Annotated in this window: 22 protein-coding genes; 10 read left to right on the top strand and 12 right to left on the bottom strand. The window is 60.6% G+C overall.

The window, feature by feature from the left end; all coding sequences use genetic code 11:
- Positions 1–138: 138 nt before the first annotated feature.
- From epd to AC07S6_RS16520, 6 genes are all read left to right on the top strand, one after another.
- Positions 139–1,194: an erythrose-4-phosphate dehydrogenase gene (gene epd / locus AC07S6_RS16545; RefSeq protein ID WP_003194958.1), complete on the top strand. Its 1,056-nt coding sequence runs from the start codon at positions 139–141 to the stop codon at positions 1,192–1,194.
- Positions 1,195–1,211: 17 nt separating this feature from the next.
- Positions 1,212–2,375: a phosphoglycerate kinase gene (locus AC07S6_RS16540; protein WP_495112640.1), complete on the top strand. Its 1,164-nt coding sequence runs from the start codon at positions 1,212–1,214 to the stop codon at positions 2,373–2,375.
- A gap of 31 nt (positions 2,376–2,406) precedes the next feature.
- Positions 2,407–2,634, top strand: coding sequence for a hypothetical protein (locus AC07S6_RS16535; protein ID WP_003194953.1), 228 nt, complete (start codon positions 2,407–2,409; stop codon positions 2,632–2,634).
- A gap of 61 nt (positions 2,635–2,695) precedes the next feature.
- Positions 2,696–3,028 carry an MliC family protein gene (locus tag AC07S6_RS16530; RefSeq protein ID WP_014720277.1) on the top strand — a complete coding sequence of 111 codons (333 nt, stop codon included), beginning with the start codon at positions 2,696–2,698 and terminating at the stop codon, positions 3,026–3,028.
- A 124-nt stretch (positions 3,029–3,152) separates the two neighbouring features.
- Positions 3,153–4,217 (top strand): class II fructose-bisphosphate aldolase, encoded by a 1,065-nt coding sequence (fba, locus tag AC07S6_RS16525; RefSeq protein WP_003177554.1) that lies wholly within the window; start codon positions 3,153–3,155, stop codon positions 4,215–4,217.
- Positions 4,218–4,709: 492 nt separating this feature from the next.
- Complete coding sequence (locus tag AC07S6_RS16520) at positions 4,710–5,138, top strand: hypothetical protein (protein ID WP_495112639.1); 429 nt, start codon at positions 4,710–4,712, stop codon at positions 5,136–5,138.
- Positions 5,139–5,430: 292 nt separating this feature from the next.
- On the opposite strand, the gene AC07S6_RS16515 is transcribed toward AC07S6_RS16520, so the two are convergent.
- A complete protein-coding gene (locus AC07S6_RS16515) occupies positions 5,431–6,096 on the bottom strand; it encodes a polysaccharide lyase family 7 protein (RefSeq protein WP_133633513.1) in 666 nt (221 codons plus the stop codon).
- Between the two features lie 312 nt (positions 6,097–6,408).
- Between AC07S6_RS16515 and AC07S6_RS16510 the strand changes: the two genes are divergently transcribed.
- Genes AC07S6_RS16510 through AC07S6_RS16500 form a run of 3 tightly spaced genes read left to right on the top strand, consistent with a single transcriptional unit; the run spans position 6,409 to position 9,371 of the window.
- On the top strand, positions 6,409–8,514 hold the full coding sequence (locus AC07S6_RS16510) for a putative bifunctional diguanylate cyclase/phosphodiesterase (protein ID WP_197883884.1): 2,106 nt from the start codon (positions 6,409–6,411) through the stop codon (positions 8,512–8,514).
- 42 nt (positions 8,515–8,556) lie between these two features.
- A complete protein-coding gene (locus AC07S6_RS16505) occupies positions 8,557–9,057 on the top strand; it encodes a M48 metallopeptidase family protein (RefSeq protein WP_103451971.1) in 501 nt (166 codons plus the stop codon).
- Positions 9,058–9,074: 17 nt separating this feature from the next.
- Complete coding sequence (locus AC07S6_RS16500; protein ID WP_495112638.1) at positions 9,075–9,371, top strand: winged helix-turn-helix domain-containing protein; 297 nt, start codon at positions 9,075–9,077, stop codon at positions 9,369–9,371.
- Positions 9,372–9,468: 97 nt separating this feature from the next.
- On the opposite strand, the gene AC07S6_RS16495 is transcribed toward AC07S6_RS16500, so the two are convergent.
- Positions 9,469–9,921 carry a GNAT family N-acetyltransferase gene (locus AC07S6_RS16495; RefSeq protein WP_495112637.1) on the bottom strand — a complete coding sequence of 151 codons (453 nt, stop codon included), beginning with the start codon at positions 9,919–9,921 and terminating at the stop codon, positions 9,469–9,471.
- A gap of 197 nt (positions 9,922–10,118) precedes the next feature.
- On the opposite strand from AC07S6_RS16495, the gene AC07S6_RS16490 reads away from it, so the two are divergent.
- Complete coding sequence (locus AC07S6_RS16490) at positions 10,119–10,856, top strand: substrate-binding periplasmic protein (RefSeq protein ID WP_288855297.1); 738 nt, start codon at positions 10,119–10,121, stop codon at positions 10,854–10,856.
- A gap of 106 nt (positions 10,857–10,962) precedes the next feature.
- Here the strand turns inward: AC07S6_RS16490 and yccS are convergent, their stop codons facing one another.
- From yccS to betI, 10 genes are all read right to left on the bottom strand, one after another.
- On the bottom strand, positions 10,963–13,146 hold the full coding sequence (gene yccS, locus AC07S6_RS16485; RefSeq protein WP_495112636.1) for a YccS family putative transporter: 2,184 nt from the start codon (positions 13,144–13,146) through the stop codon (positions 10,963–10,965).
- A 207-nt stretch (positions 13,147–13,353) separates the two neighbouring features.
- Positions 13,354–14,532, bottom strand: coding sequence for a BaiN/RdsA family NAD(P)/FAD-dependent oxidoreductase (locus AC07S6_RS16480; protein WP_034129071.1), 1,179 nt, complete (start codon positions 14,530–14,532; stop codon positions 13,354–13,356).
- Between the two features lie 150 nt (positions 14,533–14,682).
- Positions 14,683–16,020, bottom strand: coding sequence for an ATP-dependent RNA helicase DbpA (gene dbpA, locus AC07S6_RS16475; protein ID WP_229999345.1), 1,338 nt, complete (start codon positions 16,018–16,020; stop codon positions 14,683–14,685).
- A 130-nt stretch (positions 16,021–16,150) separates the two neighbouring features.
- Positions 16,151–17,578, bottom strand: coding sequence for a multidrug transporter subunit MdtD (gene mdtD, locus AC07S6_RS16470; protein ID WP_197883876.1), 1,428 nt, complete (start codon positions 17,576–17,578; stop codon positions 16,151–16,153).
- A gap of 36 nt (positions 17,579–17,614) precedes the next feature.
- A complete protein-coding gene (locus tag AC07S6_RS16465; protein ID WP_197883874.1) occupies positions 17,615–18,505 on the bottom strand; it encodes an alpha/beta fold hydrolase in 891 nt (296 codons plus the stop codon).
- 164 nt (positions 18,506–18,669) lie between these two features.
- Positions 18,670–19,986, bottom strand: a complete 1,317-nt coding sequence (locus tag AC07S6_RS16460) for a TldD/PmbA family protein (RefSeq protein WP_495112635.1) — start codon at positions 19,984–19,986, stop codon at positions 18,670–18,672.
- The gene (locus AC07S6_RS16455; protein ID WP_054922362.1) at positions 19,986–21,428 is read right to left on the bottom strand and encodes a TldD/PmbA family protein; all 1,443 of its coding nucleotides are present in this window, start codon (positions 21,426–21,428) and stop codon (positions 19,986–19,988) included. Before AC07S6_RS16455 ends, AC07S6_RS16460 begins: the two co-directional genes overlap by 1 nt.
- Before the next feature lie 219 nt (positions 21,429–21,647).
- Positions 21,648–23,351, bottom strand: coding sequence for a choline dehydrogenase (betA, locus tag AC07S6_RS16450; protein WP_054898187.1), 1,704 nt, complete (start codon positions 23,349–23,351; stop codon positions 21,648–21,650).
- Between the two features lie 194 nt (positions 23,352–23,545).
- Positions 23,546–25,018 carry a betaine-aldehyde dehydrogenase gene (betB, locus tag AC07S6_RS16445; RefSeq protein WP_120247525.1) on the bottom strand — a complete coding sequence of 491 codons (1,473 nt, stop codon included), beginning with the start codon at positions 25,016–25,018 and terminating at the stop codon, positions 23,546–23,548.
- Between the two features lie 110 nt (positions 25,019–25,128).
- Positions 25,129–25,722 carry a transcriptional regulator BetI gene (betI, locus tag AC07S6_RS16440; RefSeq protein ID WP_054898188.1) on the bottom strand — a complete coding sequence of 198 codons (594 nt, stop codon included), beginning with the start codon at positions 25,720–25,722 and terminating at the stop codon, positions 25,129–25,131.
- Between the last annotated feature and the right edge of the window lie 76 nt (positions 25,723–25,798).

The raw sequence follows: 25,798 nt of genomic DNA, 5'->3' as shown, positions 1-25,798 counted from the left end.
AGCAAGTCGTCGGCAGCGTCAGGTGGGTAGAAGAGACAGGCCCGCTCCCACATTTGGATCGCGGTCCACTGTGGGAGCGGGCTTGCCCGCGATGGCGCCAGTACATTCATCACTGAACTAACCTTGATCGAGAACCCCATGCCCCAACCGCGTCCCTACAAAGTTGCACTCAACGGCTACGGCCGCATTGGTCGTTGCGTCTTGCGTGCTCTGTTCGAGCGAGGGGCGGCGGCCGGGTTTGAAATTGTCGCGATCAATGATTTGGCCGACATGGCCAGCATCGAATACCTGACACGCTTTGACTCCACCCACGGCCGTTTCCCTGGCGAAGTGCGGGTTGAAGGCGATTGTCTGCATATCAATGGCAACTGCGTGCAAGTGTTGCGCAGTGCCACCCCCGAAGGCATCGACTGGAAAGCACTGGGCGTCGACCTGGTGCTGGAATGCTCCGGTGTTTATCACACCCGTGCCGATGGCCAGCGTTTTCTCGACGCCGGCGCACCGCGTGTGCTGTTTTCCCAGCCGATGGCCAGCGAGGCGGATGTCGACGCCACCATCGTCTACGGCATCAACCAGGACTGCCTGACCGGCGATGAGCTGCTGGTGTCCAACGCGTCGTGTACCACCAACTGCAGCGTGCCGTTGCTGCGCCTGCTGGACCAGGCGATCGGCCTGGATTACGTGTCGATCACCACGATTCACTCGGCGATGAACGACCAGCCGGTCATCGACGCCTATCACCACGAAGACCTGCGGCGCACGCGTTCGGCGTTCCAGTCAGTGATTCCGGTGTCCACCGGCCTGGCGCGTGGCATCGAGCGACTGCTGCCGGAACTTGCCGGGCGAATCCAGGCCAAAGCCGTACGGGTGCCGACGGTGAATGTGTCTTGCCTGGATATCACCATGCAAACCGTCAGTGACACTGACGCGGCCGAAGTCAACCGGATCCTGCGCGACGCCGCCACCAGCGGCCCGCTCAAAGGTCTGTTGGCCTACACCGAGCTGCCCCACGCCAGTTGCGATTTCAACCATGACCCGCATTCGGCGATTGTCGATGCCAGCCAGACTCGCGTTTCCGGCCCCAGGCTGGTGAACATCCTGGCCTGGTTCGACAACGAATGGGGCTTTGCCAACCGCATGCTGGATGTTGCCGAACACTATCTGCACATCGCTTCTAAACAACCTCAACAGTAATTCAGGAACTGCGACCCATGACCGTGTTGAAGATGACCGACCTCGATCTGCAAGGTAAGCGCGTACTGATCCGCGAAGACCTCAACGTCCCCGTCAAGGACGGTGTTGTCACCAGCGATGCGCGAATCCTGGCCTCGCTGCCGACCATCAAGCTGGCCCTGGAAAAAGGCGCGGCCGTGATGGTCTGCTCCCACCTGGGTCGCCCGACCGAAGGTGAGTTCTCTGCCGAAAACAGCCTCAAGCCGGTCGCCGAGTACCTGAGCAAGGCCCTGGGCCGTGACGTGCCATTGATCGCAGACTACCTGGGCGGCGTGGACGTGAAAGCCGGCGATATCGTGCTGTTCGAAAACGTGCGCTTCAACAAGGGCGAGAAAAAGAACAGCGACGAACTGGCCCAGCAATACGCCGCCCTGTGCGACGTGTTTGTGATGGACGCGTTCGGCACCGCCCACCGCGCCGAAGGTTCGACCCACGGCGTGGCCAAGTTCGCCAAGGTCGCCGCGGCGGGCCCGTTGTTGGCTGCCGAGCTGGATGTGCTGGGCAAGGCCCTGGGCGCTCCGGCCCAACCAATGGCGGCCATTGTTGCCGGCTCCAAGGTATCCACCAAGCTGGACGTGCTCAACAGCCTGAGCCAGATCTGCAACCAACTGATCGTCGGCGGCGGCATTGCCAACACCTTCCTGGCTGCTGCCGGCCACCCGGTGGGCAAGTCCCTGTACGAGCCAGACCTGCTCGACACCGCCCGCGCCATTGCTGCAAAGGTCAGCGTGCCGTTGCCGGTGGACGTGGTGGTTGCCAAGGAATTCGCGGAAAGCGCCGCGGCGACCGTCAAGCTTATCGCTGACGTGGCCGACGACGACATGATCCTGGACATCGGCCCGCAAACGGCAGCCAACTTCGCCGAGCTGCTCAAGGCATCCCAGACTATCCTGTGGAATGGCCCGGTGGGCGTATTCGAGTTCGACCAATTCGGCAACGGCACCAAAGTGCTGGCTAAGGCGATCGCTGAAAGCTCGGCGTTCTCCATCGCTGGCGGTGGCGATACCCTGGCGGCAATCGATAAATATGGTGTGGCTGATCAGATCTCCTACATTTCTACCGGTGGTGGCGCTTTCCTCGAGTTCGTCGAGGGCAAGGTGTTGCCAGCTGTGGAAGTGCTGGAAACCCGAGCCAAAGGTTAAGGCTCGCGTGATCAGGAAAAGGAGCGTTCCCATGATCAAGTCGTTGGCACTGGTGATCGCAGCGGGCCTGTTGGCCGGCTGCGGCAGCACACCCAGCGCGGCGCCGGAGGCGGATAACGCCAAGGCACCGTTGAGAAAAAGCTGTTACCAGGCTGACTGGCAAGCCGAGACCATGCCGGTGATCAACAAGCGCATCGGCAACGAACGGCTGGAGAAATACGACTCCGCGCCCAACGGTCAGGAACAGGGTTGCCCATGACGGGTCTGATCCACTAACCGACAGCAACGGCGGCCCATAGGCCTCCCTGCGAGGATTGGCAATGAAAGGCGTTTTCGCCCTGGCAGCTCTGGCCCTGTTGGCCGGCTGCAGCAGCATGAACCTGTTCAACAAGGCAGAGCCAGCCGACAAATGGACCACCTGGACCTGCGACAGCAAGGCCGAGGTCAACTGGCGCTTTGCCAACCAGGCCCGTTCCGAAGTGGATGTACGCCTCGGCGGTTCGGACCAGGTTTATCGGCTCAAGCAAGAGGTAGCCGCTTCGGGCGTGCTGTACAGCGACGGCCAGTTGGCGTTTCACACCAAAGGTGAGGAAGGCCTGGTTTACTGGGTAGCGACGGATGATTTGATTGGGCGCGGCTGCAAAGCCAACTGAACCCAACAGCAATAACGATTCAGCAGCACAAGGCTCAACCCCTTGATCTGCAATAACTTGAATAGCAGCCGCCGCTACGGCAGGCTTGCACGATTAACGACCCTCGACCGGGAGAGACAACACAATGGCACTTATCAGCATGCGTCAAATGCTGGACCACGCAGCCGAGTTCGGCTACGGCGTCCCAGCCTTTAACGTCAACAACCTTGAGCAGATGCGCGCCATCATGGAAGCCGCTGACAAGACCGACTCCCCTGTGATCGTCCAGGCTTCGGCCGGTGCGCGCAAATACGCTGGCGCCCCGTTCCTGCGTCACCTGATCCTTGCTGCCATCGAAGAATTCCCGCACATCCCGGTGTGCATGCACCAGGACCACGGTACCAGCCCTGACGTGTGCCAGCGCTCGATCCAACTGGGCTTCAGCTCGGTGATGATGGACGGCTCCCTCGGTGAAGACGGCAAAACCCCAACCGACTACGAGTACAACGTACGCGTGACCCAACAAACCGTGGCCATGGCCCACGCCTGCGGCGTTTCGGTTGAAGGCGAGCTAGGCTGCCTGGGTTCGCTTGAAACCGGCATGGCCGGCGAAGAAGACGGCATCGGCGCCGAAGGCGTACTGGATCACAGCCAGATGCTGACCGACCCGGAAGAAGCCGCCGATTTCGTCAAGAAGACCCAGGTCGACGCCCTGGCCATCGCCATCGGCACCAGCCACGGCGCCTACAAGTTCACCAAGCCACCTACCGGCGACGTGTTGGCCATCGACCGCATCAAGGAAATCCACAAGCGCATCCCCAACACCCACCTGGTGATGCACGGTTCTTCCTCGGTACCGCAAGAGTGGCTGGCGATCATCAACCAGTACGGCGGCGACATCAAAGAAACCTACGGCGTACCGGTTGAAGAAATCGTCGAAGGCATCAAGTACGGCGTGCGCAAGGTCAACATTGATACCGACCTGCGCCTGGCATCCACCGGTGCGATGCGTCGCCTGATGGCCACCAACCCGAGCGAGTTCGACCCGCGTAAATTCTTCGGCGCTACCGTGACCGCGATGCGTGATGTGTGTATTGCGCGTTATGAAGCCTTTGGTACTGCGGGTAATGCTTCGAAGATCAAGCCGATCTCGTTGGAAGCGATGTACCAGCGGTATTTGAAAGGTGAGTTGAACGCCAAGGTGAACTGAGCCTCAAGCGTCTAATAAAGAAGCCCGCAGCGATGCGGGCTTTTTTGTTAGCGTAAAGACGGTGTCGCTGACCAGCTAATCTTTTTGTGTCGGTCTCATCGTTTGGCGATCAACTAATAAGTTCTTTTCAAGTCTATGCGGTGCCTAGCGCCATTCAGCCAGTAATCTCCGCTTGAAGTATCAAATGGAGTGGAAATAGCCATTGGGTTTGAGATCAGTACAAATTTGTCGCATATAACCTCAGTCTGCACCATCGCGAGCGCGCCAGGTTGAGGTCGGTAATCAACTATGCCAACGTGCTTACGCTGCACGTTGGCGTTAAATAAATCCATTCCCTAGGCTTGTTGGTCATACCTGTAATTCTAGAAAGCATCACCGTTATTTCCAATTTGTTTAAGAGACTGTCAGAACTTACAGTATCAAGTGCTGCCGTCTGCCTTCAGCATGAGCTTTCCGAGAATAAACAAATGTATATTTATGAAAGGTGGAATGATGGAGCGCAAGGATATAAAGCTGTTGTTTATGGTCGCTTTTATGGGGCTGGGAGTTTTGGCCGGATGTGCCCGGCAGCATCCTGTGGCGGCGTCAATGTGCCCGGCCATCGGTGCCATTCAGCAACAGAAACAGCAACAAGGCTATCTTTACTTCTCTGTTGCGCCGGGCGCCGGTTGGAATGGAGAAAATCCCTATGCACAGGAGTCCTATCTGGCTGGGTTGAAGTTCATTTCCGCCGCGATCAGAACCGGGCAAAATGGGCCTTTTGTTGCCTGTGATTATGAAGGCCCCGAGCAGTTTGCCTTTCTGCGTATGTCCCGGCGATTCATGACGCTGCCACAACCGGTACAACCGAACTGGGACGATAACGCCTTCTGCAAGCCAGGCTCAGGCAATGTAGCGGATTGCCTGTTTCGCGGTTACTGAATTAAAAGAAGGCTTGCGCAGTTCCGGTATGTTAAGGACGTGCCGTTATTTTGCTCGGTGTCGGTAGTTGATGTTCGTTCCGGTAAACATGTTTATTACGGGTATGCCAAGCTGGGAAACGTGCCGGCCATCAACTATGTCAACGTACGGACATTGAACATAGGTGATAACAAACCAGCAGGGAATTCTTCAATGAGTTTTATGCTGAGGTCTGTCAAGTAAGCTGATTTGAATCAGAAAGAACCCGCACTGGAGCGGGTTCCTTTCGGGAATGCGCTACTCCCAAGCAGTATCACTCATGATCAATATCCAACTTCGCAAACGTCACCCGCGCGCCCTCATTGGTGTCGCCCGAATTGTCCTGCACATACACCCCCGCCTTGAAGTACAACGGCTTGTCACCCCAGGCCGCGCCTATGCGTTCATTCCACTCACTGTCGGCGGCATACACGCTCAGCAGCCCGGCTTTGTTGAGGTTGATCACGTAGGTGAAGCTCTTCTGCAGTGGCACATTGGAGGCGACGATGATCACCTGGCTTTCGGCTTCGTCCGGGCGCATGCGCACTTTGGCGACGATGTTGCCGGTCTGGGTTTTCTCCTTGAATTGGTACTCCAACTTGATCAGCGGTTTCTGGCTGTCGTAGGCATGGATCTGGCCGATCACGATCTTGCCGGAGGAGGGCACCTGGTTGACGGTGAGTGTGGCGCGCAGGAAGTTGTCGGCCTCGGGGTAGGTCCAGTTACGCAGGCGGCCGTCGGCGTAGGTTTCGCGCAGTTCGCTGCGTGGGTAGATGGCGTTTTCGGTGCGCGAGCCCGTCACAGGTGTCCAGAACTGCACGTCGCTGCCTTCGGCCTGGAAGTATTGATCGTTGAAGCCGCTCAGCAGCCTTGGCGTTTCAATGGTCGTGGGTGGGGAGCCGACCGGAATGCTCAGGTTCCAGGTGGAAAGGTCGATCATGGTGTTGGCCTTTTTACAGAGGGTGTAGGCATTGGCCCAAAGGGCCTTCCAGGTTCTTTATAGGCCGTGCTGGTAAGATTGTTAAACAATTGCTGGCAATTTATTGGCGTCAGCTAAATGTCAAAAAGCCATGTCGCCCGTGAACCGCGGGCTACAGGGCCTTACCGTTAGTCGGCTTCCTGGCCTTTGGCACAATGAGGGCACCCACGTCACTTCTGCTTTTTTGGCCGCGCGGCTAGAGTGAGCCCTCAGTGTTTATCCGGCCTTGGTAGCAAAAGTGACCGGTGCAGCTCCCTAAGGAAGAGACGTAGCATGGATGGCGCTCCACAACACGACGATGCAATTTCGGTTCTGTTGGTGGTCGATGACTACCCGGAAAACCTCGTCAGCATGCGTGCGCTGTTGCAGCGTGACGACTGGCGGGTGATAACCGCCGCGTCTGGCCTGGAAGCCTTGGAGTTACTGCTGGCCCACGACGTCGACCTGGTGCTGCTGGACGTGCGCATGCCGGGCATGGACGGTTTCGAGGTGGCGCGCCTGATGCGTGGCAGCCAGCGTACGCGCATGACGCCGATTATCTTTCTGACGGCCACCGCCCATTCGCCCGACGCGGTGCTGGAAGGCTACGCCAGTGGGGCGATCGACTACCTGTTCAAGCCCTTTGATCCGCACATCCTCAAGCCCAAGGTGCAGGCGTTGCTCGAGCACCAGCGCAATCGCCGTGCCTTGCAGCGCCTGAGCCATGACCTGGAATTGGCCCGCGCTTTTAATGCCTCGGTGCTGGATAACGCCGCCGAGGGCATTCTGGTGGTGAGCGAAAACAGTGTGATCGAGTATGCCAACCCGGCCATTTCCCGGCTGTTGAATGCAACGATGGCTGAGTTGCAAGGCGAAAGTTTCCTCAGTTTCCTGCAAAAGCCCCATGTGCCAGCCTGGTTGGGCTTTCCCATGTACGAGGCGTATCGCAGGGGCGAGACGTGGCGCCAACACGATGCCATTTTGCGCACCGGTCGGGGCCAGCAAGTGCCGGTAGCGTTGTCCTGCGCGCCTTTGCCTGCGGAGCAGAAGGCAATGGTGGTGACGGTGCTGGACATGTCTGAAGTGCGTCACCTGCATCAGCAACTGGAATTCCAGGCCGTGACCGACCCGCTGACCGGGCTGCTGAACCGGCGCGGTTTCCATCAGGCGATGGAGAATACGTTGCTGCGCAGCGAACGTAGCGAGCAGGCGCTGGTATTGCTGTACCTGGACCTGGATGGCTTCAAGCGGGTCAACGATACGTTGGGCCATGACGCCGGGGATCGCGTGCTGCGTTGGGTTTCGGAGCAGATGCAAGCATGCCTGCGTTCCTACGACATTCTGGGGCGCATGGGCGGGGATGAGTTCACCGCGTTGCTGGAGCTGGAGTTTCCCGAACAGGCGGCGAAGATCGCGGAAAAGCTCATCGAACGGGTATCTGTGTGCCAGCAGGTCGATGGGCTGGAGGTGATGCTTGGGGTCAGTATCGGCATCGCGACCTTCCCGGATTGCGGCTCGGACTTGAGCGGCCTGCTGCGGGCGGCGGATATTGCCATGTACGAAGCCAAGCGCGCCGGCCGTCAGCAGTATCGTTACTACGACCAGGAAATGAACGGCCGCGCCCGCTCGCGGTTGATGCTGGAAGACAGTGTGCGTACCGCCATTGCCAACAAGGACTTCACCTTGGTGTACCAGCCTCAGGTTTGCCTGGAAGACGGGCGTTTGCGCGGCGTCGAAGCGCTGTTGCGCTGGCAGCATCCCAGCGTCGGCGATGTGCCGCCGGGCCTGTTCTTGCCGCTGCTGGAAGAGGCGCGGTTGATCAACCAGTTGAGTGCCTGGATCTACCAGCAAGTCGCTGCCCAGCGCCAGGCCTGGCAAGCCACCTTCGACCCCGAACTGGTGTTGAGCGTGAGCCTGAGCAGCAGCCAGTTCAACATGCCCAACCTGGCCAACCAACTGCAGCAGATGCTGGAGCGGCATGGATTACAGGGGCGGCAACTGGAGGTGGAAATCGGCGAGGACTGCTTGATGAGTAATCTTGCCGAGTCTACCAAGCAACTCCAGTTACTGCGCCGGATCGGGGTGCGGATTGCCCTGGACGACTTTGGCTGCGGCCAGTGCTCCCTGGCCCATTTGCGCGATCTGGCATTCGATACCCTCAAGCTTGACCCTCAATTAGTGGCGCGCCTGCCTGGCTCGGCGCGGGATGGGGCGATGGCGCGCAGCATCATCCAACTGTGTGAGCATTTTGGTGTACTGGTGATCGCCGAAGGCGTGGAGACTCTTGAACAAACACAGTGGCTCAAGGCCAATGGCTGCGCCCATATCCAGGGGCCGTGGGCGGCGCTACCGTTGATGGCCGAGGACGTTGCCGGCTGGTCGTACCCTCGCGCGCTTTGAATTCGCTACACTGGCGCCCGTCCCAATTGCGTTGCAGAGCCCATGACCGCGTTGAAATACCTCCAGGCATACCCCGCCGCGCTCCAGGAGCAAGTGCGCCAACTGATCGCCAAGGACCAGTTGAGGGCTTACCTGGACCAGCGTTACCCCGAACGCCATGGGGTGCAGAGCGACAAGGCCCTGTACGCCTATGCCCTGGCCTTGAAGCAGGAGCACCTGCGTAACGCGCCGTCTATCGACAAGGTGCTGTTCGACAACCGCCTGGACCTGACTCATCGTGCCTTGGGTTTGCACACCACGATTTCCCGGGTGCAGGGCGGTAATCTCAAGTCCAAGAAAGAAATCCGCATCGCTTCGCTGTTCAAGGAGGCGGCCCCGGAGTTTCTGCGCATGATCGTGGTACACGAGTTGGCTCACTTCAAGGAGTCGGACCACAACAAGGCGTTCTATAAACTCTGCCAATACATGATGCCGGGCTACCATCAGGTGGAATTCGACCTGCGTGTGTACCTCACCTGGCGCGATTTGCAGGGCAAGCCCTAACCCCAAGGCGATTGACCATGGATGTGAGCAAGACCAAAAGCAGCTTCTACCGCCGCCTATACGTGGCGTACCTGATCGACAGCCAACTGGCCAGCAGCGTCCCGGCGCTGACCGAGGCCACCGGCATGCCTCGGCGTACCGCCCAAGACACCATTGCGGCGTTGGCCGACCTGGATATTGTGTGTGAGTTCGAGCAGGAGGACGGTGCGCGTAACCATACCGGGCGCTATCGGATTCGGGATTGGGGGGCGATTGATCGGGGGTGGATCGAGGCCAATCTGGGGTCGATCAAGCAGGTGTTGGGCTACCCCTGAGTTCAGCGGTGGCTGGACTGACGCTATCGCGGGCAAGCCCGGCTCCCACAGTTGAATGCGTTCCAATGTGGGAGCTGGCTTGCCTGCGATGGCGCCCTCAGAGGCGCCGCATACCAATATGTGGAATATCGTCCTCCAGATATTCTTCACCCGCCACCACAAACCCATACCGCCCGTAATACCCCTGCAAATGCGCCTGGGCCGAGAGAAAAATCGGCGTTTGCGGCCAGATATCCTCAATGCGCTCAAGCGCTTCCTCCATCATGTGATGCCCCAGCCCGGTGCCCCGTGCCGCTGGCGAAACGATGACGCGGCCAATCACCACGTCACCGCCCTGGGACTCCGGGTCCAGCAGCCGCAGGTAAGCCAGCAGCTCGTTATCATTCCAGGCCATCAGGTGGTGGGTGTCCCCCGCCAGGTCCTGCCCGTCGATGTCCTGATACGCGCATTTCTGCTCGACGACGAATACCTCGCTGCGCAAGCGCAGGACGGCATACAGCTGGTCCTTGCCCAAGTCGTCGTGATGTTTGCAAACCCAATCAACCGTCATGATGTGTGCTCTTGTAAAGACGTGCCTGGATAGTAAGCGCGGCGGGCGCCGCTGTCTAAAATTGACAAATGTGTGAATGGCGTCAATTTGCCATCATTCAGTGCGTGCGCCGATGGCTTCTTTGTGTAATCTGCAATGCAAGCTTATTGATGAGCTACTGTTATCAGGCCACCGCCTGCCCGCCAAGGACTTTGAGCATGCCGCGATTGACTCGTGCCGTTGCTTTGATCGCAGTGCTGCTACTGGCCCAGCCAGTGCTGGCACAGCGTCTGCGTCTGGTGGCGGATGGCTGGCCGCCCTTCACCGATGCCACCTTGATCAATGGCGGCTTGGCCACGGATATCGTCAGCACGGCCCTGGCTCGTGCGGGGTACGCGAGTGATTTTGAACAGGTGCCCTGGGCCCGTGCGCTCAAGGGCGTGAGCGATGGGCGCTACGATGTGCTGATCAACGCCTGGTACGACGAGGCCCGCACGCAGTTTGGCCAGTTTTCTGCTGAGTACCTGCTTAACCGTGTGCGCTTTCTCAAGCGCAGCGACGATGACATCGTTTATCAGAACCTGGCCCGACTGCACGACGAGACGATCGCCGTGGTGCGCGGTTACGCCTACTCGGCGGCGTTCGATCAAGACACGCAGTTACAGAAAGTACCGGTGCACAACTTCGCCATGGCGGTGCGCATGCTCGCTGCGCGGCGTGTGAGGTTGACGCTGGAAGACGAATACGTAGCGCGTTATTACCTGGCTCGGGAGTCGCCGCGGGTGCGCAATGCCGTGGCGTTTGTGGGCAAGCCGTTGAGCGAGAACAGCCTGCACATTCTGGTCAGTTTGAAGAACCCCGAGCATGCGCAGATTGTCGCCAGCTTTGATCGGGAGATTGCCAGGATGAAGGCTGATGGCAGTTATGCGCGCTTGATGAAGGCGCATGGGATGTAGCGTGCTTGCGGGCCTCATCGCGGGCAAGCCGGGCTCCCACATTTTGCCCGCATTCTTATATTGGAACTCGGTCAAATGTGGGAGCTGGCTTGCCTGCGATAGCGGTCTAAGCCGCACCGGTATCCTTGATCAGATGCGCCGCCAACGTACGCAACGGCCCCAACTGCCGGCAGATCAACGCCAACTGCGTCTGCACCAACCGCTGCGCCTCATCGATCTCATCGGGCATTTGCTCCAGCTCGGCTGCCAACCCTTCCTCGGCATCACTCTGGATCGCAATCGACTGTTTGTTGGCCAGGCCCGTAGCAATCTCATCGATACTCGCCGCCAGGCTGTTGCCCGCGCCTTCGATCAAGTGCTCGCGCACGTCGGCCGGTAACTGAGTATCGCGGTGCGCACCCAACCCCGACAAATAGCTGAGCAAGGTGTGAGACAGCACCAGGAACCGAAAACCCACGTCGGCTTCCTTACGAAAGTGCCCCGGCTCCATCAGCATATTGGCCAGGGTGGTGGACAGCGCGGCATCGGCGTTGTGGGCGTTGCGGCGGGCCAGGCGGTAAGCCAGGTCGTCACTCTTGCCGGCGGCGTATTGCTGCATGATCTGGCGCAGGTAGATGCTGTTGCAGGTCAGGGTGTTGGCCAGCACTTTGTTCAAGCGCCGGCCTTGCCAGTCCGGCAGGAACAGGAATACCGCCAGGCCAGCGATCAGGCTGCCGAGTAAGGTATCGAACAGGCGCGGCAGGAACAGCCCGTAGCCATCGCCCACCTGGTTGAAGCAGAACAGCACCATCAGCGTGATCGCCGCCGTCGCCAGGGTGTAGCGGGTGGTGCGGTTGATAAAAAACACCAGGCCTGCGGCGATAGCGAACATCGACTGCACCACCGGGTTGGGGAACAGATCAAACAGCGCCCAGGCCACGGTGAGGCCGATGGCGGTGCCGATAATCCGCTGGCCGAGCTTGCGCCGGGTGGCGCCGTAGCTCGGTTGGCAGACGAACAGGGTGGTGAGGATGATCCAGTAACCCTGGGACGCGTGGATAGCGTGCAGGGTGGCGTAGCCGACGGTCAACGCCAGGGACAGGCGCAGGGCATGGCGAAACAGCAGCGAGGTGGGTGTGAGTTGGGTGCGCAGGCGCGTCCACATTTCCTTGAGGTTGCGCGGGGCGCGGTCCAACAGGTTACTGTCGGTGGCGTCCGCCAGGGCATCGGGATTGCTGGCGTCGCCCAGCAGGCGGTCAAGTGTGGACAGGTTGGCCGCCAAGGCGCGCAATGAACGCAGCAGGCCGCGCCAGGCCGGGTTGCTCTGGATGCGCAGGTGCTCCAGGGACGCGTTGAGGTCGCCCAGGGCCTGGGCAAAGCTGTCGTCATAGATGAACGGTTGGCGCAGTTGGATCGACTCGGCCAGGGTCTGGCAGGCCTTGCCTTGCTGGCGCAGCAAGCGCTGGCAGCGAAACAGCACATCGCTATGGAAGAAGGCTTCAGTGAGGGCGTTGTAGGGGTAGTGGGAGGAACTGGCGCGCTCGTGGATGTCCTGGGCCAGGAAGTACAGTTTCAGGTAGCGGCTGACCTTCGAGCCCGGCCGGCCATTGCCGACGCGGTGCAGGATGATTTCCTTCGCGGCATTCAGTGCAGCCACTACTCGGCCATTTTGCTGGGCCAATTCCAGGCGTCGCGCTTCCACATCCAGCTGCCGGATCGGTTCGAACAACGATGACTTGAGCTTGAGGTAACGCCCCAGCTCGCGGAACAACCGCGCCAGGCTCTGCTGCACCGGCTGGTTGGAAAACAGCGCCTGCCACAGCACGGACAGCACGCCGTACCAGGCGGCACCGGCCACCAGCAGCAGCGGCTCATGCCAGAAATCCGTGACGGCGCCGCCGCGCTGGTCCACGCCGATCATGGTGTAGACCGACAGAATCAAGGTGGCCGAGGCAATCGCGCCATAGCGTTCGCCCAGTGCGCCGAGCATGGTCAGGCCGAAACTGGCCACGGCCAGGGCGACGGCAAATATCCAGGGGTAGGGGAACAGCAGTTCTACCGACAGCGCGGCGATGCTGAAACACACCAGTGTCACCGCCAGCGCATTGAGACGGCCTTGCCAGCTGTCATCGGTCTCGGCCAGGGCGCTGGCGATAATCCCCAGGAATAGCGGGATCAGCAGCGTCATTTCATCCTGGTACCAACACAATGCCATGCTGCCGGTGAGGGCGATGAACACCCGTACGCTGTAGCTGAATTTATCCAGCGCCCACAGGCGCCGCATGGACTGCTTGAACGAGGTCGATGACATGAAGTCTGGAGTCTTCCGGGACGTTGTCGCTAAATTGAGCCAGTAATGACGCCACGGCAAGCGTGGCGATCACATCGGACAGCAAAATTTTCAGGATCACTGCAAAACCCCTGTGGGAGCTGGCTTGCCTGCGATAACGATGTGGGATTCACCGCCGCTATCGCAGGCAAGCCAGCTCCCACAGAGTTGTGCATTTCAAGGTGCAGGTCAGGCGTATTGCGCGGCCGCGTAGCCCGAGGCCCAGGCCCACTGGAAATTGAACCCGCCCAGGTGGCCGGTCACGTCCAGCACTTCGCCGATAAAGTACAGGCCGGGGCTTTTCAGCGATTCCATGGTCTTGGAGGACACTTCCCGCGTATCCACCCCGCCCAATGTTACCTCGGCGGTGCGATAACCCTCGGTGCCGGCCGGTACCAGTTGCCAGCTCCCCAGCTTTTGCGCGATATCGGCAATTTCAGCGTGGGTGTACTGCTTCATAGGCTTGGATTCGAACCAGCTTTGGGCCAGCAGGTTGGCCATCTTCTTGGTGAAGATCTCACCCAACAGGGTTTTCAATTCGCTGTTGGGGTGTTCGGCCTGTTGCTGTTGCAGCCAGGCATGGGCGTCGTGGTCGGGCAGCAGGTTGATTTCTACCGTGTCGCCGGAGTGCCAATACGAGGAAATCTGCAAAATCGCCGGCCCGCTCAGGCCGCGATGGGTGAACAGGATATTCTCGCGAAAGCTCTGGCCGTTGCAGCTCACCAGGCAGTCGACCGAGGTGCCGGACAACTCGCCGCACAACTCCTTGAGCTGGTCGGTGATGGTGAACGGCACCAGCCCGGCGCGGGTCGGCAGCAGTTCATGGCCGAATTGCCTGGCCACTTGGTAGCCGAAACCGGTGGCGCCCAGCGTCGGGATCGACAAACCGCCCGTGGCGATCACCAGGGATTCACAGCGCAGCTCACCCAAGGTGGTTTGCAGTTGATAGCCGCTTTCGAGCTTGGCGATTGCCTCGATGGAAGTGTCCAGGTGCAGGCTCACGCCGGTCTGGATGCACTCGTCGAGCAGCATGCCGAGGATGTCGCTGGACTTGTTGTCGCAGAACAGCTGGCCGAGTTTCTTCTCGTGGTATGGCACGCCGTGCTTGGCCACCAACCCGATAAAATCCCACTGGGTATAGCGGGCCAGGGCCGATTTGCAGAAGTGCGCGTTGTGCGAGAGGAAGTTGGCCGGCTCGGTGTACATGTTGGTGAAGTTGCAGCGGCCGCCACCGGACATCAGGATTTTCTTGCCGGCCTTGTTGGCGTGGTCGATCAACATCACCTTGCGCCCACGCCCGGCGGCGGTCAGCGCGCACATCAAGCCTGCGGCGCCGGCGCCAATGATCACAACTTCGGTCGAGCGCACAGCCATGTCCTCACAAAACTATTGATTTGAAATGCCGTCAACACTGTGGGAGCTGGCTTGCCTGCGATAGCGGTAGTGGATTCACCGTCGCTATCGCAGGCAAGCCAGCTCCCACATTGATTCGGTTCCTGTAATGGGAACTCGGTGTTATTACAAAATGCGCACGCGCAACGAACGGCCTTTGATCTTGCCGTCATTCAAACGCTGCAACGCTTGCTTGGCGATGCCGCGTTCTACGGCCACGAAAGCCTGGAAGTCAAAGATCGCGATCTTGCCGACCTGGGCACCCGGAATGCCGGCTTCACCGGTCAATGCACCGAGGATGTCGCCTGGGCGAACCTTGTCCTTACGCCCGGCAGCGATGCACAGGGTGCTCATCTGCGGCAACAGCGGGCCACCGCTTTGCGGCTTGAGGTTGTCCAGTTGGTCCCAGTTCAGCGGCGACTTCTGCAGTTGCTCGATGGCCTGGGCGCGGTGGGCTTCGGACGGCGCCACCAGGCTGATGGCGATGCCGGTCTCACCGGCACGGCCGGTACGGCCTACACGGTGGATGTGAATTTCCGAGTCGCGGGCCAGTTCGACGTTGATCACCATGTCCAGGGCGTCGATGTCCAGGCCTCGAGCGGCGACGTCGGTGGCCACCAGCACCGAGGTGCTGCGGTTGGCAAACATCGCCAGTACCTGGTCACGGTCGCGCTGTTCCAGGTCACCATGCAGGCCGACGGCGGAAATGCCTTTGGAGGTCAGGTGGTCGACGGTTTCCTGCACTTGCTGCTTGGTAAAGCAGAACGCCACGCAGGAGGCCGGGCGGAAGTGCGCCAGCACCTTGGTCACGGCGTCCATGCGCTCTTCCGGGGAGATCTCGTAGAAGCGCTGTTCGATCTGATCATCGGAGTGGAACGCTTCGGCTTTCACTTGCTGAGGCGCACGCATGAACTTGGAGGCCAGTTGCTTGATGCTCACCGGGTAAGTGGCCGAGAACAGCAGGGTCTGGCGGCGCGGTGGGGTCTTGCTGATGATGTCTTCGATGGCGTCGTAGAAGCCCATGTCGAGCATGCGGTCGGCTTCGTCGAGGATCAGGGTGTTCAAGCCGTCCAGCACCAGCGAACCTTTACGCAGGTGCTGCTGGATGCGGCCCGGGGTGCCGACGATGACGTGGGCGCCGTGCTCCAGGGAAGCAATCTGTGGGCCGAGGGACACGCCGCCGCACAGGGTCAGTACCTTGATGTTGTCTTCGGCACGGGCCAGGCGACGGATTTCCTTGGCGACCTGGTCGGCCAGTTCGCGGGTCGGGCACATCACCAGCGCCTGGCACCCGAAGTAGCGCGGGTTGATCGGGTTCAGCAGGCCGATGCCGAATGCGGCAGTCTTGCCGCTGCCGGTCTTGGCCTGGGCAATCAGGTCCAGCCCTTTGAGGATCACCGGCAAGCTTTGCGCCTGGATCTGCGTCATCTCGACGTAACCCAGCGAGTCGAGGTTAGCCAGCATGGCGGCGGACAGGGGCAAAGTATTAAAAGCGGTGGCGATGGTAGTCACGGGACTGGCTCTGCAAAACAAAATGTCGCGCAGTGTACCAGTCTCGTGGGATTTTCCTCGCAAGTTCTCGACGAGACGCCCGTTAGTGCTCGATATCGTGCTCGCGGCTGACCACCCGTTTGCCGTCTTTAGGCGACAGCTGCAGGAAGATCGCCGCCGCCAGCATCGCCATGATGCCCACGGTGAGGAAGGTCAGCTGGAACGCGCCGAGGACACTTTCCACACCGTCATTGCCGGCCTCGGCAGTAAACCCGCCAAGCAACGCGCCGGCACAGGCCACGCCGAGGCTGAGGGACAACTGCGCCACCACCGACAACAAACTGTTGCCGCTGCTGGCCTGCGCGTCGTCGAGGTCAATCAGGGTTACGGTGTTCATCGCCGTGAATTGCAGCGAATTGATCGCGCCCAGCACCGCCAGCATGACCAGCAATAGCGGGTACGGCGTGTGCTCGCTGACCAGGCCCATGCTCGCCAGCATGATGCCCAGGGCCAGGGTATTGCCGGTCAGCACGATACGATAGCCGAGGCGCTCAATCAGTGGCCGCGCGATGGACTTGGCGAACATCGCCGCCGCTGCCAGCGGCAGCATGCTCATACCGGCTTCCGACGGCGAATAGCCCAGCGCCACCTGCAGCAGCAGCGGTACCAGGAACGGCAATGCGCCGCTGCCCAGGCGCGCAAACAGATTGCCCAGAATTCCCACGGCAAAGGTGCGCGTCTTGAACAGCACCGGCGAGAACAGCGGGTTATCGATATGCCCGGCGCGCAGCCAGTACGCCGCCAGGCAGGCGAACCCGCCGAACAGCAGCAATATCACGCGCAGGTGTGGAAGATGCAGTTCGCCCAGGCCCTCCATGGCGATGGTGATCAACACCATCGCCGCGCCGAACAGCAGAAAGCCCAGGCCGTCGAAGCGCGTGCGCTCGCTGCCGCGCAGGTCGGGGATGAATTTCCACACGGCGTAGCAACCGATCATGCCCACCGGCAGGTTGATCAGGAAGATCCAGTGCCAGGTCAGGTATTGCACCATCCAGCCGCCCATTGTCGGGCCAAGCAAGGGGCCGAGCAGGCCTGGAATAGTGATGAAGCCCATGATCCGCACCAGCTCGGAGCGTGGATAAGCCCGTAGTACCACCAGTCGCCCGACCGGCAGCATCAGCGCACCGCCCAGGCCCTGGATCACCCGTGCGCCCACCAGCATGCTCAAGCTACTGGACAGCGCACACAGCAGCGACCCGATGCTGAACAGCATGATCGCGCCAAAGAAAATCTTCTTGGTGCCAAAGCGGTCAGCGATCCAGCCCGACGCCGGAATCAGCAAGGCAACGGTGAGCATGTAGGCGATCACCACCCCTTGCATGCGCAGCGGGTTTTCCGCGAGGTCCTGCGCCATGGCCGGTAGCGCGGTGTTGAGAATCGTCCCGTCCAGCGACTGCATGAAGAAGGCAATCGCTACCACCCAGGGGAGCCAGCGGGCGGTCTTGGCATCGAGAGGGGCACGATTCGGCATGGGATCCCTTTTAATTAGCAGGCTATGTGTTGGCGATTATGCGCCATCCGTCGCCGCTTTTCCCACTGGCGGTTCGTCTATATCTGACAATGTCACCTGCTCGCCCACCAGGAAATCCAGTAACGCCCGATGCACTGCCAGCGCGGCTTCGCGGGACTCCAGGTCCAGTAGATGGCCGGTGTGTTCGGCCACCGCAAAGCTGCTGCAGCCTACGTAGTGTTTGAACAGCTGGGCTTCGTCGGCCGGCGTGTATTCGTCCAGCGCGCCGTTGAGAAAGTGCACCGGTGTTTCAATCTGCCGCAGTGCCGGCAAGTAGTTGCCATCGCCCAAGCCCAGCACTTGATGGATATGAAAGCGCGCCTGGCGGTATTCGGTAGTGGCCATGGTCGACAGGTGTCGATGGTTATTGCGCTTGAGGCGCGGCGACAGGTATTTGCCAACCGTTTCGTTGAGCAGATGGCCGACCGCCGACTTGTCATCGGCCTCGATCAGCACACGCACGCGCTCGACATATTCCAGCATCGCCTGGTTGAGGTTGGGCGCCAGGGCCATCACCACCGAGCTTTCGATGGAGGGCGGGTTGTGCGCCAGGGTCAACAGCGTGGAGATGCCGCCCCATGAGGCCGAAACCAGATGGTTGACCGCAAAGCGCGCTACCAAGGCACGCAGGATTTGCACCTCGTCGTCCTTGGTGACCAGGTCGAGTTCGGTGTTGTGCTCGCGTGACAAGCCAGAGAATGGCAAGTCGAACAGCAGCACATTGAAGTGCTCGGCCAAGCATTTGCTGGTGCGGGCAAAGGAGCGTGTGGTGGACAACGCGCCATTGACCATCAGTACGGTTTTTCTATGCGGGTCGTTACCCAGTTGCTCTACGTGAACGTTGTAGTGCTTGTACAACTTCTCAATGACGAAACTTCCATGGTTCATCGCAGTACTTCCAGTGTGTGGCGGTATGCCACCAGCTGTTATAGCGAGGTTTTTTGCGGGCGACAACAGGTTGCCCGTGCAAACGGGGTGGAAGAGAATTTACGGTAGGAAGGACCGAAGCCGAGCCGTCTGAAATCAGCCCTTCCCACAGGTGTTTTGGATGTTTAGAGGGTCAGCGTCAGGCGTTTTACCAAAGCGCCTGGCAACAGGTTGGAAGCGGTGTTGCGCTGGTCATAGGTACTGGCCGACAACAGCAGCTCCCGATCAGCGGTCAGCGCTTCCAATTGCGAACCGAGCAACTGATAGACACTGTCATCAAAGCGCATGGTGCTGACCGGCGCCTTGATCTCGCCGTTTTCCACCCAGAAGGTCGCAAAGCGCGTCATGCCGGTCAGGCGCGCTGCCGGCAGGTCGGAGTAGTTCAGGTACCAGAGGTTGCTGATATACAGACCTGTGCCCAACTGCTTGAGAATATCGGCCTGGGCCAGGCTGCCGGCCGCCATTTGCAGGGCGCTGGGCGACTCGTCGCTGCTGGCGCCGTTGGTGCTCAAGCCGTATTCGGCGGCGCTGCGCGAGTTGACCAACTGGCCCTCGGCCTTGCCTGCGTTGATCAGGGTGACATCCCCACGCGGGTAGCCTTCAGTGGAAAACGCCTGGCTCAGGGAGCCGCTGATCTGCTCATCCACCGTCACCAGCGGGCTCAATGACTGATCACCCGCGTACAGGCGTTGCAACGAACTGCCTTTGCTCGCGATGGCCTGGGCCGAAAAACCACCCCAGGTGATGATGCTGATGATTTCTTCCAGCGCTGCCGGCGCCAGGTAGGCGCGGTACTGGCCTGGCGCCAGGTTGTGCAGCGGGCGACCGAGAAACGCCAGTTGCTCACGGGCCTGTTGGAAACGGGCGGCGAATTCGGCGCTGTTCCAGGTGTGCCCGGCGTAGCTGGCTTTTACCGCTTCGCCATTGGCGTGGAACAGGCTGAAGTCGAAATTGAAGCTGTTAGCCCGGTGCCAGCCGAACGCCCCCGATGAGCTGGCGAAACCACGGCTGATCGGGCCGGCGGCGTAGAAGCCAACCAGGTCCACGCCATCGGCGGCCTGGCTGATGTCGTCCAGCACTTGGGCCAGTTCCGGCAGCGGGCGCAGCTGTTCGTTATGGCTGTGCCAGGCGTCGGGATTCAGCAGCAGGTACGGGTCAGGCGGCAACAGCGGCAAGGTCTCGCGCAGTTGTTGCAGGCCATTCGCCAGGCGCTGGCGATCCAGCTGCGCCTCGCCGGACAGGGTGATACCCAGGTCGGCGTGGCGCCCATCGTTGATCAGCTTGAGGTTCAGGCTGGCCTGCTGTACCTGGCCGGCCTGGCGTACCTGCGCGTGGTTGAAGCGCACGAACTCGGACGCCTCATCCGCGTAGCCGAGATGAAATTGTTCTTGATCGGTGACCGCCTGCTTGAGCCAATCCACCAAAGCCTTGAAGTGGTTCATCAGGCATCTCCCCCAAATACATCGACATTGCTGAATACACAGGCCGGCGACGCATGGCCGACACGGATCACCTGGTTGGGTTCGCCCTTGCCGCAGTTCGGCGTGCCCAAGACCTTGAAGGTGCTGGCGTCGCCTACCGCGCTGAGCTTGCGCCAGAACTGCGCGGAAATCGCGCGGTAGTTGGGGTTCTTCACCACGCCCTTGAGTTCGCCGTTTTCGATCAGCTGGCCCCACTCGCAGCCGAACTGGAACTTGTTGCGCGCATCGTCGATGGACCACGAACGGTTGGTCGACATCAGGATGCCGCTCTCAATGCCGCCCACCAGTTGCGCGAGGCTTTTATCCCCAGGCTCGATATTCAGGTTGGCCATGCGGTCGATGGGGGCACGGTTCCAGCTGCAGGCGCGGCTGTTGGCGACGCCTGGCAGGTTGGCGCGAAATTGCGATAAGGCCCCGCCCAAGGGCTTGAGCAGCAGGCCTTCGCGAATCAGAAATTGCTTGCTGGCAGGCGTGCCGTCGTCGTCATGAGCGTAGCTGGCAAGCTGTTCGGGGATGTCCGGGTCGAAGGTGACGTTGAGCAGCGGTGAGCCATATTGCAGGTGGCCGAAGTCGCTGGCTTTCACAAAACTGGTGCCGGCGTAATTGCGCTCGTCACCAAGGATGCGATCCAGTTCCAGCGGATGGCCGATCGACTCGTGGATCTGCAGGATCATTTGGTCGGGCATCAGCAGCAGGTCACGCGGGCCGTGGGGCGTATTCGGTGCGAGCAGCAATTGCAGGGCTTCGTCGGCCACCTTGCGGGCGGCGCCCACCAGGCCAAAACGCTGGATCACCCCGGCACTGCCTTGCTGGCCGAAGTTGGTACCGCCCAGGGTACGGGTCTGGCTGTCGTTGCCGTCGAAGGCGGTCACACTCAGGCCCGGAAAGACAAAACGCTGGGCCTGACGCAGTTGCGCGCCGGCGCTGTTGAGATAGATCTGTTCAACCCGCGTGGTCCCCAGGCTGACTTCCCAGCTCACCAAGCGCTCATCCTTGGGCACGGCGGCGGACTCATCGCCGAGCAATTGGTAGCAGTCGCTCAGGGATGGGAAGGGCTGGTCGAGGTCGGGCGACAGGTAGTCGGCGACGTCGCTGGACACTGGCTGCTGGTGCAGGTCGAGCAGGGCGTGAGGCTTGATCAACCGGGCTTGCTGTTCAGCGCGCTCAAGGGCGGCTTGCAGGCCGGCAAGGGAAATGTCGTTGGTCGCGGCGTAGGCTTCCACGCCGTTGAGACGCACGGTAAGCATGGCGCCTTCGTCATGGCCCAGGTGAGGCGGCTCGGCGACGTTCTTGCGTACTGACAGGTACTGACCGGATTCGCGCACGTAGCGCAGGGAGAAAAATTCGGCGGTGGTGCGCAGGGCACCGAAGTGTTTCTTGAGCGTGGCGTGGTGTTCGAACATGGGGCCTTCCTTGTGGGCGGCTCGGCGCGGGCAGGCGAACAGAGTAGGCCTGGGCGGGGAGCTGATCAAGGGAGGTTTTGTTGTGTGATCGTTCCCACGCTCTGCGTGGGAATGCCACCCTGGACGCTCTGCGTCCGCTCTTGAAGGGCGTGACGCAGAGCATCACAGGATGCGTTCCCACGCGGAGCGTGGGAACGATCAATCACTGGTGTGTTTCGGTTACTGCGCCAATGGCCCTACTTCACGCATAGGCTTGCCACGCACCGGCGCATCGCCTGCTACGTAGTAGTCAGCGGTGCTGCGCGGCAGTGGCTTGCGGCCACGGATCTTGTCGGCGATTTTCTCGGCGATCATGATCGTTGGCGCGTTCAGGTTGCCGGTGGTGATGATAGGCATGATCGAGGCATCGACCACACGCAAGCCCTGCATGCCATGCACGCGGCCTTCGCCATCGACTACGGCCATCTCGTCGGTGCCCATCTTGCACGAGCAGGACGGGTGGAACGCGGTCTCGGCGTGCTCGCGGATGAACTTGTCCAACTGCTCATCGGTTTGCACTTCAATGCCGGGGCTGATTTCGCGGCCACGGTACGGGTCCAGTGCCGGCTGCTGCATGATTTCACGGGTCAGGCGGATGCCATCGCGGAACTCCTGCCAGTCCTGCTCGGTGGCCATGTAGTTGAAGAGGATGCTCGGGTAGTCCCGTGGGTTCTTCGACTTCAGCTGGATACGGCCACGGCTTGGCGAACGCATGGAGCCCATGTGCGCCTGGAAACCGTGCTCTTTCACACCGTTGCTGCCGTTGTAGTTAATCGCCACCGGCAGGAAGTGGTACTGGATGTTTGGCCACTCGAACTCTTCACGGGTACGGATAAAACCGCCCGCTTCGAACTGGTTGCTGGCGCCGATGCCGGTGCCGTTGAACAGCCATTCGGCACCAATTGCCGGCTGGTTGTACCAGAGCAGCGAGGGGTACAGCGACACTGGCTGGGTGCACGCGTATTGCAGGTACAGCTCAAGGTGGTCCTGCAGGTTTTCACCCACGCCCGGCAGGTCGTGGACCACCGGGATGTCGAGGCTTTCCAGCAGTTTGGCCGGGCCGACACCGGAGCGTTGCAGCAGTTGCGGCGAAGCGATTGCGCCGCTGCACACAAGTACTTCTTTGCGCGCACGTGCTTCAACGCGCTCTTCGGCGGCGCCGATCAGGTAACGCACGCCCACTGCACGCTTGCCTTCGAACAGTACTTTGTCGGTGAGGGCATGGGTGACGATGGTCAGGGTCGAGCGCTTTTTAGCCGTGTCCAGGTAACCGCGTGCGGTGCTGGCGCGACGGCCGTTCGGCGTGACGGTACGGTCCATCGGGCCGAAGCCTTCTTGCTGGTAGCCGTTCAAATCTTCGGTACGTGGGTAACCGGCCTGTACGCCCGCTTCAACCATGGCGTGGAACAGCGGGTTGTTGCCCGCTTTCGGCGTGGTCACGCTGACCGGGCCGTCGCCACCGTGCCAATCGTTGGGGCCGATGTCGCGGGTTTCGGCTTTGCGGAAATACGGCAGGCAGTCCAGGTAGGTCCAGTCTTCCAGGCCCGGCAGCTTCGACCAGTTGTCGTAGTCCATGGCGTTGCCGCGGATGTAGCACATGCCGTTGATCAGGGAAGAACCACCCAGGCCTTTGCCGCGCCCGCATTCCATCCGGCGGCCGTCCATGTGTGGCTCTGGATCGGTTTCGTAGGCCCAGTTGTAGCGGCGGCCTTGCAGCGGGAAAGCCAGGGCGGCTGGCATCTGGGTGCGGAAGTCGAGGCGGTAGTCCGGGCCACCGGCCTCCAGCAGCAGGACGGTGACGCCTTCGTCTTCGGTCAGACGGGTCGCCAGGGTGTTACCGGCGGAGCCGGCACCCACAATGATGTAATCGTATTCTTGGGACATGAATGTACCCTCGTAAAATGGGTTCAGGCTGCTTTTGTGGCGAGGGAGCTTGCTCCCGTTCGACTGCGCAGCAGTCGCAAAATCAGCGCTCGAGTTCTGTCTGAAAGAACTACTGGGTCTGGAATGGGGCTGCTTCGCAGCCCAGCGGGAGCAAGCTCCCTCGCCACAGAGGAGCATTCCAGGCCCATAAGGTGTTAGAACACCGAGGCGTAATCGCCCAACTCAACCTGTACCGATTTGATGCGCGTGAAGTTGTTCAGCGAGCTGATCCCGTTCTCACGGCCCACACCCGACTGCTTGTAGCCGCCAACCGGCATCTTCGCGTCGGACTCGCCCCAGGCGTTGATCCAGCAGATACCGGCTTCCAACTGATGAATCACGCGGTGGGCGCGGTTCAGGTCCTTGGTCACCAGGCCAGCGGCCAGGCCGAAGTCGGTGTCGTTGGCGCGGCGGATCACTTCTTCTTCGGTTTCGTAGGTGAGGATGCTCATCACCGGGCCGAAGATTTCTTCACGCACGATCACCATGTCATCGGTGCAGTCGGTGAACACGGTCGGCGCCACGAAGGCGCCTTTGGCGAAGTCGCCGTCGGTCAGGCGGTCGCCGCCGCACAGCAGGCGGGCGCCTTGCTCTTTGCCTTTGGCGATGTAGCCCAGCACGCTTTCCATGTGGGCGAAGCTGACCAGCGGGCCGAAGTTGGTGTTTTCGTCTTCCGGGTTGCCGATGCGAATACGCGCCACACGCTCGACGATCTTGGCTTCGAACGCGGCTTGCAGGTGCTTGGGCACGAACACGCGGGTGCCGTTGGTGCAGACCTGACCGGAGCTGTAGAAGTTGGCCATCATGGCGGTGTCGGCGGCGCGGTCGAGGTCGGCGTCGTCGAAAATGATCAGCGGGGACTTGCCGCCCAGCTCCATGGTCACGTCCTTGAGCGAGGAGCTCGACGCGCTGGCCATGACTTTCTTGCCGGTGTCGGTGCCGCCGGTGAAGGAGACTTTTTCGATGCGCGGGTGCTCGGTCAGCCAGGTGCCGACTTCACGGCCGCTGCCGGTCAGTACGTTGAACACGCCCGCTGGAACGCCAGCCTCGGTGTAGATCTCGGCCAGTTTCAGAGTGGTCAGCGAGGTGACTTCGCTTGGCTTGAAGATCATCGCGTTACCGGCGGCCAGGGCCGGTGCGGATTTCCACAGGGCGATCTGGATCGGGTAGTTCCACGCGCCAATACCGGCAACCACGCCCAATGGCTCGCGGCGGGTGTAGACAAACGAGGTGTCGCGCAGTGGGATCTGCTCGCCTTCGATGGCAGGTACCAGGCCGGCGTAGTATTCCAGCACGTCAGCGCCAGTGACGATGTCGACGTACTTGGTTTCGGAGAAGGCTTTACCGGTGTCCAGGGTTTCCAGGGCAGCCAGTTCATCGTTGCGCTCGCGCAGGATGTCCACGGCACGACGCAGGATGCGCGAACGCTCCATGGCGGTCATGGCGGCCCAGATTTTCTGGCCTTTTTCAGCGCTGACCACGGCACGTTCAACGTCATCTTTGGTGGCGCGTTGCACTTGGGCGAGAACTTCACCGTTAGCCGGGTTGATGGCTTCGAAGGTGGCATCGCTGCCAGCGTCGCTGTAGCCGCCGTCAATGTAGAGTTTTTGCAGGTCGAAACGGGCCATAAAGTCCTCGCAAGTGCATAAGTGGTTGGCGTTACCCGCCGAACAGTGGGCCATGGGGGTGTGGCAACACTGAGCGGCGGACGTTCAGGGGTTGAGCATTTATAAGGGCTCTAACTCACCTGCTTGGCCAATTGGAAATCCATGTATTCGTAAGCGATCCGTTGCGCCTGCTCCGTGTCGAAAGCGTCTCCCGACAGGGCGCCGCGCAACCACAAACCGTCGATCAAAGCCGCCAGCCCGCGGGCTGCGCTGCGTGCCTCGGGTAACGGCATCGCACGGCGGAACTGGCAACACAGGTTGGAATACAGACGGTGATCGTTGATCCGCTGCAACCTGTGCAATGACGGGTGGTGCATGCTGGTGGCCCAGAAGGCCAGCCAGGTTTTCATTGCCGGGCCGTTGACCTGGCTGGCGTCGAAGTTGCCTTCGATGATCACCTGAAGGTGCGCCCGTGGGCTGTCATCCTTCAAGGCACGCCTGCGCTCTTGCACGTTCTCGATCAGCGCATTCATCAGGTAGCGCATCGTCGCTGCGATCAGGCCGTTCTTGTCCTGAAAGTAGTGGCTGATGATGCCGTTCGAGACGCCGGCCAGACGGGCGATCAGCGCAATGCTGGCATCTCCCATCCCGACCCGATCGATGGCCGTCAACGTGGCTTCGATCAACTGCTGGCGGCGTATGGGTTGCATACCGACCTTGGGCATGTAGCACCTCTCCTTAGGCCTGCCGATGGGCGATCCACGTCCGTCGGCTTGAGGGCCAGTCTATTTTGTTTTGATT

The sequence above is a fragment of the Pseudomonas sp. GW821-FHT07B01 genome, assembly GCF_059419065.1.
Note: the sequence above shows the minus strand (reverse complement) of the source record. Positions and strands in the feature narration are given on the sequence as shown.

Coding starts and splice junctions, on each gene's coding strand:
- AC07S6_RS16520 (WP_495112639.1), top strand. CDS start 4,710: ATGGAGCGCAAGGATATAAAGCTGTTGTTTATGGTCGCTTTTATGGGG.
- AC07S6_RS16540 (WP_495112640.1), top strand. CDS start 1,212: ATGACCGTGTTGAAGATGACCGACCTCGATCTGCAAGGTAAGCGCGTA.
- fba (WP_003177554.1), top strand. CDS start 3,153: ATGGCACTTATCAGCATGCGTCAAATGCTGGACCACGCAGCCGAGTTC.
- AC07S6_RS16535 (WP_003194953.1), top strand. CDS start 2,407: ATGATCAAGTCGTTGGCACTGGTGATCGCAGCGGGCCTGTTGGCCGGC.
- AC07S6_RS16495 (WP_495112637.1), bottom strand. CDS start 9,921: ATGACGGTTGATTGGGTTTGCAAACATCACGACGACTTGGGCAAGGAC.
- epd (WP_003194958.1), top strand. CDS start 139: ATGCCCCAACCGCGTCCCTACAAAGTTGCACTCAACGGCTACGGCCGC.
- AC07S6_RS16460 (WP_495112635.1), bottom strand. CDS start 19,986: ATGAACCACTTCAAGGCTTTGGTGGATTGGCTCAAGCAGGCGGTCACC.
- mdtD (WP_197883876.1), bottom strand. CDS start 17,578: ATGCCGAATCGTGCCCCTCTCGATGCCAAGACCGCCCGCTGGCTCCCC.
- dbpA (WP_229999345.1), bottom strand. CDS start 16,020: ATGCTGGCTAACCTCGACTCGCTGGGTTACGTCGAGATGACGCAGATC.
- AC07S6_RS16530 (WP_014720277.1), top strand. CDS start 2,696: ATGAAAGGCGTTTTCGCCCTGGCAGCTCTGGCCCTGTTGGCCGGCTGC.
- AC07S6_RS16505 (WP_103451971.1), top strand. CDS start 8,557: ATGACCGCGTTGAAATACCTCCAGGCATACCCCGCCGCGCTCCAGGAG.
- AC07S6_RS16465 (WP_197883874.1), bottom strand. CDS start 18,505: ATGAACCATGGAAGTTTCGTCATTGAGAAGTTGTACAAGCACTACAAC.
- betI (WP_054898188.1), bottom strand. CDS start 25,722: ATGCCCAAGGTCGGTATGCAACCCATACGCCGCCAGCAGTTGATCGAA.
- AC07S6_RS16490 (WP_288855297.1), top strand. CDS start 10,119: ATGCCGCGATTGACTCGTGCCGTTGCTTTGATCGCAGTGCTGCTACTG.
- betA (WP_054898187.1), bottom strand. CDS start 23,351: ATGTCCCAAGAATACGATTACATCATTGTGGGTGCCGGCTCCGCCGGT.
- AC07S6_RS16455 (WP_054922362.1), bottom strand. CDS start 21,428: ATGTTCGAACACCACGCCACGCTCAAGAAACACTTCGGTGCCCTGCGC.
- yccS (WP_495112636.1), bottom strand. CDS start 13,146: ATGTCATCGACCTCGTTCAAGCAGTCCATGCGGCGCCTGTGGGCGCTG.
- betB (WP_120247525.1), bottom strand. CDS start 25,018: ATGGCCCGTTTCGACCTGCAAAAACTCTACATTGACGGCGGCTACAGC.
- AC07S6_RS16510 (WP_197883884.1), top strand. CDS start 6,409: ATGGATGGCGCTCCACAACACGACGATGCAATTTCGGTTCTGTTGGTG.
- AC07S6_RS16500 (WP_495112638.1), top strand. CDS start 9,075: ATGGATGTGAGCAAGACCAAAAGCAGCTTCTACCGCCGCCTATACGTG.
- AC07S6_RS16515 (WP_133633513.1), bottom strand. CDS start 6,096: ATGATCGACCTTTCCACCTGGAACCTGAGCATTCCGGTCGGCTCCCCA.